7 protein-coding genes and 1 pseudogene are annotated in these 6527 nt (G+C 71.6%); 4 read left to right on the top strand and 4 right to left on the bottom strand.

The window, feature by feature from the left end:
* Positions 1 to 97 precede the first annotated feature (97 nt).
* Positions 98 to 1195 (top strand): IS630 family transposase, encoded by a 1098-nt coding sequence (locus LQ326_RS40835; RefSeq protein ID WP_234544134.1) that lies wholly within the window; start codon positions 98 to 100, stop codon positions 1193 to 1195.
* Positions 1196 to 1346: 151 nt separating this feature from the next.
* Here the strand turns inward: LQ326_RS40835 and LQ326_RS40830 are convergent, their stop codons facing one another.
* Entirely contained in the window at positions 1347 to 2078 is a 732-nt protein-coding gene (locus LQ326_RS40830; RefSeq protein WP_234544133.1) for an SDR family oxidoreductase, read from the bottom strand.
* A gap of 70 nt (positions 2079 to 2148) precedes the next feature.
* Here LQ326_RS40830 and LQ326_RS40825 point away from each other — a divergent pair, with 70 nt between their 5' ends.
* Complete coding sequence (locus LQ326_RS40825; protein WP_234544132.1) at positions 2149 to 3006, top strand: LysR family transcriptional regulator; 858 nt, start codon at positions 2149 to 2151, stop codon at positions 3004 to 3006.
* Between the two features lie 84 nt (positions 3007 to 3090).
* On the opposite strand, the pseudogene LQ326_RS40820 reads toward LQ326_RS40825, so the two are convergent.
* Positions 3091 to 3438 (bottom strand): annotated as a pseudogene (locus LQ326_RS40820) (nuclear transport factor 2 family protein); the annotation flags it as partial.
* A gap of 62 nt (positions 3439 to 3500) precedes the next feature.
* Entirely contained in the window at positions 3501 to 4208 is a 708-nt protein-coding gene (locus LQ326_RS40815; RefSeq protein ID WP_234544131.1) for an alpha/beta fold hydrolase, read from the bottom strand.
* A 132-nt stretch (positions 4209 to 4340) separates the two neighbouring features.
* Here LQ326_RS40815 and LQ326_RS40810 point away from each other — a divergent pair, with 132 nt between their 5' ends.
* Positions 4341 to 5165 carry a helix-turn-helix domain-containing protein gene (locus LQ326_RS40810; RefSeq protein WP_234544130.1) on the top strand — a complete coding sequence of 275 codons (825 nt, stop codon included), beginning with the start codon at positions 4341 to 4343 and terminating at the stop codon, positions 5163 to 5165.
* A gap of 310 nt (positions 5166 to 5475) precedes the next feature.
* Complete coding sequence (locus LQ326_RS40805; RefSeq protein WP_234544129.1) at positions 5476 to 5655, top strand: hypothetical protein; 180 nt, start codon at positions 5476 to 5478, stop codon at positions 5653 to 5655.
* 12 nt (positions 5656 to 5667) lie between these two features.
* On the opposite strand, the gene LQ326_RS40800 is transcribed toward LQ326_RS40805, so the two are convergent.
* On the bottom strand, positions 5668 to 6408 hold the full coding sequence (locus LQ326_RS40800) for an SDR family oxidoreductase (protein ID WP_234544128.1): 741 nt from the start codon (positions 6406 to 6408) through the stop codon (positions 5668 to 5670).
* Positions 6409 to 6527 lie beyond the last annotated feature (119 nt).

Raw genomic sequence — 6527 nt, 5'->3', positions numbered from 1 at the left:
ATCCTACTAGTGGCTTGGCTCGGATCCTTGGTCGGGTAATTGATCTTCCGTTCGTTGCGCGGCAGGCTGCTTCCACGTTGTGATGGTGGAGGTGGTCGTGGGACGTCGTCCGGGGGTGTTCGTCCGGCCGGTAAGCATGGAGGAAGGGCGTCGGCTGCAGCGGATCAGCCGGACCGCGAAGGATGCGGTGCGGCTGCGGCGGGCGATCGTGGTGATGATGTCCGCGCAGGGGCAGTCGGTTCCGGACATCACCGCGTTGATGCAGGTCAGCGCCGACTATGTGCGAGACGTCATCCACGCCTTCAACGAGCAGGGGTTCGAGGCGCTGGACCCAAAATGGAGCGGGGGTCGCCCCAGGATGATCAGCAGCCAGGTGCGTGAGCACATCTGCCTGATCGCCCGGACGTCCCCCGCCGACTGGAAGACCTCCGCGTTCTCCACCTGGAGCCTGACCAAGCTCGCCGAACACCTGGTCAAGCAGAACGTGGTCCCCGCCGTCAGCCGCGAGACACTGCGACGGATACCGCGCGAGGGCAGGGTCTCCTGGCAGACCAGCACGACCTGGAAGTCCTCGAACGACCCAGACCTCATCACCAAGATGCACCGGATCCTGGCGCTCTACGACTCCCCGCCGACCGACGGCCGGGTGGTCTGTGTGGACGAGTTCGGGCCGCTCAACCTCATGCCCCGCAAAGGCAAGGCATGGCGCCCGCACCGCTCACCACGTCGTCTGCGGGCCACCTGCAACCGCTACGACGGCGTGATGCACATGCTTGCCGTCCTCGACCTGGCCACCGGCAAGATGTACTACCGCATCCGGCCCCGCAAACGGTGGTGCGAGTTCCTGTCCCTACTCAAGTCCCTGCGCATCCGCTGGCCCGGCGAGAAGCTCTACGTCGTCCTGGACAACTTCTCCCCTCACAAGCACCCGAACGTCCGCGCGTGGGCCGCGGCGAACGACATCGAGCTGGTCTTCCTGCCGACCTACGGATCGTGGCTGAACTGGATCGAGTCCGAGTTCGCCGCCCTGCGCTACTTCGCCCTCGACGGCACCGACCACCGCAGCCATGGCGAACAGAACGCCGCCATCGGCGCCTACGTGCGCTGGCGAAATGCCCTCGCCGAACCGAAGACCAGCTTTGCCCCCGACTCACCCATCCGCACCTGGACCGAGTACCCGGCCAAGGCTGCCTGACGGTCCGCTACCCTTCCGTCGGCTGTTGCCGGGGCGGTCCGGAGGGTAACCCGGGCGCTGCGGCCCGTCGGGCGCCGGCGCGGTCTCCGGCTCGCCCATCCCGTCCGGGCTGATCCCCACCGCCCCGTCCCTCGGTTCCCTGAGAGGCAGCTCACCAGGGAACCGGGCCGTGCTCGTCGAAGAAGCCGCCGGTCGGCCCGTCATCGGGCAGCGTGGCGAGCCGGACGACCACAGCCGCGCCGTCGGCCGCGGTGCGGGTGAGGCCGGGGAACGCGGTGGTGAGGTCGGTCGCACACGGCCCCGGATCGGCGGCGTTGACCAGGATGTTGCGGCTGCGCAGTTCCTTGGCGTACTGCACGGTCAGCGAGTTGAGTGCGGTCTTGGACGGGACGTACGCGGCCAACGGGGGCCGGGTTGTGAAGTAGTCCTCGGGATCGGTCATCCGGGCGATGGAGCCCAGTCCACTGCTGACATTGACGATCCGGGCGGCGGGGGAGCGGGCGAGCAGCGGCAGCATCGTGGTGGTCACGCTGATCACGCCGAACACGTTGGTCTCGAACACCTCGCGTACAGCGGGCAGTTCGACACTGCCAGGGCTCTGGGCGGCGAGGTCGCCAGAGATGCCGGCGTTGTTGACCAGGATGTCCAGCCGGCCAAAGCGCTCCTCGATCCAGCGGGCGGCGGATAGGACGCTGGCGCGGTCGGTGACGTCCAGGGTGACCGAATACACCCGCGGGCCCAGGTCGGCTGCGGCTGCCGCACCGCGGTGCGGGTCGCGCGAGGCCAGCAGGACGTTCGTGCCGAGCGAGGCGAGCCGGGCTGCGACCTCGCGCCCGATGCCCTTGTTGGCACCGGTGACCAGGGCAGTCGTGGTTTCTGTCATGCGTTCAGCCAACCACGGGGGCGGCCGGGCGTTCCAACACCGACCAGGTACGCAGCGATACCCTGCGGGTATGGAAAGACTGGAGGTCCGCGAGCTCGTCTACTTCACCGCTGTCGCCGAAGAACTGCACTTCGGTCGGGCGGCCGCCCGGCTAGGGATGACCCAACCGCCGCTCTCCCGCGCCATTCAGCAGCTCGAACGACGGCTGGGCGTAGCCCTGTTGGAACGTGGCAGTCGCCGGGTCGCACTGACCGAGGCGGGGGCCGTCCTGCTCCGCGAGAGCCGTGCGGTGCTCGACGCCGCGTCGGCCGCGGCGCGCCGCACCCGGCGGGCCGGCCGCGCCGACCCGCGTCTGGTCCTGGTCATCAAGCCGGGCGGCGACGGTGGCCTGCTGCCCGCGATCCTCGACGCCTACCAGGCTGAGCCGGGTGCGCTGCCGGTCGAGCTGGTGTGCAGCTTCGGCGAGCGTGAGATCCTCCTGCGGGAGGGTCGTGCCGACGCCGCCCTGCTTCACCGCCCCCACCACGACCTCACCGGCCTGGACACCCAGGACCTCCTGACCGAGACTCAACTTCTCGTGATGCCGAGTTCGCATCGCCTCGCGGGCCGTACCCGGGTCTGCCTGAACGACCTCGCCGGGGAGCCCCTGCCGCGCTGGCCGGGTGCATCTGAGGGTGGCTCACACGGACCCGAGGTCCACGACCTTGGGCAGCTTCTCCACCTCATCGCCTTGCGCCGCATGGTCGCCGTCCTCCCCTCCTCCATCCGCGACCAGCTCCGCGACGACCTGGTCGCTGTCCCAGTCGATGATGCCGAGCCCACCACGCTCGTCCTCGCCTGGCCCGAGCACGCCACCTCCCCAGCCCTGGCCGCCTTCGTCCGCGCGGCCGCCGCCGTGGCGGGCAAGGCGACGGGCCACGGCGGGTAGAGCGGGGAGACACGCGGGGTGGGAGGCGCCCTCGCCCACCCCGGCGGCGGCCGGTGTCCCCTGGTGGTAGTACAGGCGCCAGCCCGTCTCCGTGAGCCGCCACAGGGAGCTGCGCCAGGCCCGGCGGCCCTGGTTGCCGGCGAGGTACGTCAGATGGACGATGCCCGGGGCCAGTACGGTCCCGGACATCTCGCTCACCTCGACCGGCGACTCCGGGGACACCGATCCACCGCTGGTCACCGTCAGGATCGACGTCGCGTCCCAGCGCCGGCCGGACGCACCGACCTCGGTGAACTCCGGGTCGAGCAAGTCCAGGACGAGCGCCGGGGAGGCACGCACCTCGGGATCGAGAAGCCGCAGCTCCGCGTCCACCGCCGCCTGCACGGCCCGCTGGTTCTCGGCCTGGTGGTCGGCCTGGTTCTCGTCCGTCATGCGCCGACCCTAGGGACGCGTCGTCGCCGGGCCCAGCGAATTTCCCGCTGTCCCGCGCGGGTTCAGGCCGCCTTCAGCAGGAGCTCGGCGAGTTCGGCCGGCATGGTGATCATGCAGTCGTGGCCGGTGGGCAGTTCCCACACCGGCTGGTGGGCGGGGACCGGACGGCGGACGACGCCCTCCGGGACGTTCGCCACACAGTGGATGTGGGTCCGCGGGATCGCGCGGACAGCCGGATCGTCCAGCCGCACCGGCTGCTGGAAGCTGCGCACCGCCTGGTCGGACAGCATGGTGCGCAGCCACGCCACGTCCGCCGCCTCGGTCACCCCGAACAACCCGTACGGCGGCGGCAGTTCGGGCAGCGGCGGCACCCGCCAGCCGTCGTCGGACGCCCGGGCCCTCTCGATCAGGGCCCGGGTCACGGGCTGGATGTCCGCCGCCGTCTCGCCGTGCTCCGGAACCATCGCGTCGAGGTAGACCAAGTGCCCCACCCGGTCCGGGACTTCGTTGGCGACGGACGAGACGACCAGCCCCGCGTAACTGTGCCCGACGAGGACGACATCGGTGAGGTCCTCGTCCCTGATCAGCCCGACGACGTCGGCCACATAGGTGTCGAGGCCGACGTCCGGGCCGAGCAGCCGGGCCTTCCCGCCGTGCCCGGTCAGGTCGGGCGCGTACACCCGGTGCCCGGCCGCCGTCAGCAAGGGGACCACCCGCTCCCAGCACTCCCCGCTGTGCCAGGCACCGTGTACCAGCAGATACGTCGACATGATCGCGCTCCTCGGTTGCTCGTCGCCGTCAGCGACCACGCTCGCGGGCCGGCGCCGGCCGGGGCAGAGCCCCGGTGATCCTGGGGGTGACAGGACCAGGCAGCGGCACGGCGGCCGCGTTACGGTGGCGGGATGGCCGACGAACCGAACCTGCTGGGCGCGTACGTGCGCGCCCGCCGCGAGCTGGTCACCCCGGAGCAGGTCGGCATTCCCGTGCGGGGGGTACGGCGGGTGCCGGGACTGCGCCGGGAGGAGGTCGCGATGCTGGCCGGCATCAGCGCCGACTACTACCTGCGCCTGGAACAGGGCCGCGACCGCAATCCCTCCGTCCAGGTCCTGGAGTCCCTCGCCCGTGTACTGCGGCTCGACGAGGACGCGACGGCGTACCTGCTGCGCCTCGGCGCCGGCCGGCCCCGGCGGCGCCGGCGCCGCGCCCGCAGGGAGACCGTCCCGCCGGGCGTCGTCCAGCTCGTCGCCGCCCTCCCGCTGCCCGCATTGGTCGAGGGCCGCTACTTCGACGTCCTCGCCGTCAACGCCCTGGCCACCGCGCTGTCACCGCGCTTCACGGTCGGCGGCAACCGGCTGCGGGACACCTTCCTCGACCCCGCCGAACAGGCCCTCCACCCCAGCTGGGAGGAGGCCGGGGCCGGCATGGTCGCCGGCTTCCGCCGCTCCGTCGGAACCGACACGGACGACCCCCGCGTCATCGACCTGATCGGTGAACTCTCCCTGGCCAGCCCGCGCTTCAGCCGTCTCTGGGCCCGTCACGACGTGGCGTCCTGTGACGGCGTGGCCAAGGTCATCGACCACCCCCGGGTCGGCCGCCTGCGGCTGAACCGGGAACGGCTGGACGTCAGCGGCACGGCGGGACAGACGCTCGTCGTCTACCACCCGGACCCCGGCAGCGACGACGCGGAGAAGCTGGCGCTGCTCGCCGCGGCGCTGCCGACGGGCTGAGGACGGGCCGCCGACGGGGTGCCGACGGGCTGAGGGAAGGCCGCCGACGGGCTGAGGAAGGTTGGGAGCGGCGCCGCATCTCGGCCAACTCCCGGCTTTCGTCGCTTTCCGCGGAGTCGGGGTCGTCGCACCGGCTCCGGCGAGGGCGAAGGCCCGTACCGGCCGCCCGGCCCGATCGGTGCCGGGCACGTCGACCTGGCAAATGCCAAGGCCTGGCCGTCCGCCCGCCGTCTCGCCCGTGACCAACCCCATACGGTCTGCGTAGTGGCCCGGTGGCGCACAGTCAGTTCTTGCCCCTAGGCTGTTCGGTATGTCCCCCGATTCCCGTACCCCTGGTTCCGCGCGGTCCGCTGCCGAGGTCAACGAGCGCATCCGGGCGCTGTGGCTGCGCGCGGGCGGAACGCTGTCGGCCCAGGAGCGGACGGAGTACGAACTGCTGGTGGTCGAGTGGGCCGAGGCTATCCGCGAACAGATCATCGAGGCGGCCTGACCGGCCTCGGGTTCAGCGGCCGCCGGAGATCCGCAGCACCGCGCCGGTCGTGTAGGAGGCCTCGGGCGACAGCAGCCAGGAGATCGCGGCCGCGATCTCCTCGGGTTGGCCGGCACGGCCCAACGGCGTGGTGGCCCCCACGCGTTCGGCCCGGCCCGGGTCGCCCATCGCCGCGTGGATCTCCGTCTCGATCACACCGGGAGCCACCGCGTTGACCCGCACGCCGTCCGGGCCGAGTTCCTTGGCGAGGCCCACGGTGAGGGCGTCGACGGCCGCCTTGGTCGCCGCGTAGTGGACGTACTCGCCGGGGCTGCCGAGGGTGGCCGCCGCCGAGGACACGTTCACGATGGCGCCGTTCCCACGCGGTCCCATCAGCCGGGCCGCCCGGCGTGAGCAGAGCAGCGTGCCGAGCAGGTTGACCTCCACGACCCGGCGGAGATCCGCGGCCTCCGCGTCCGCCAGCCGCCCGAACGGCCCGGTCACGGCGGCGTTGTTCACCAGCCCGGTGACGGCGCCCAGTTCCCGCTCCGCGGTGTCGAACAGCCGCTCCACATCGGCCTCCACGGACGTGTCCACCCGAACGGCGACACACCGCGCCCCGGCCTTGCGCACCTCCTCCGCGACCACCTCGGCGGCGCCGGCGTCCCGGACGTAACCGATCACCACATCATGCCCGTCGCCCGCGAGCCGCAGGCAGGTCGCGGCACCGATCCCCCGGCTGCCTCCGGTGACCACCGTGACGGGACGTGCCATTGCCAACGACCTCCTCGGACCGACCAGACGGCGATCTTACGACCGCGGACACGCGAGCATCCCGTCCGCCACGGGATACGGCCACTCCCCGGACAACGAGCACACGCCGCAACGCCCGG

It is taken from the genome of Streptomyces shenzhenensis (genome assembly GCF_021462265.1).
Taxonomy (GTDB): Bacteria; Actinomycetota; Actinomycetes; order Streptomycetales; family Streptomycetaceae; genus Streptomyces; species Streptomyces shenzhenensis.
This window is presented reverse-complemented; position numbering and strand designations above follow the sequence as displayed.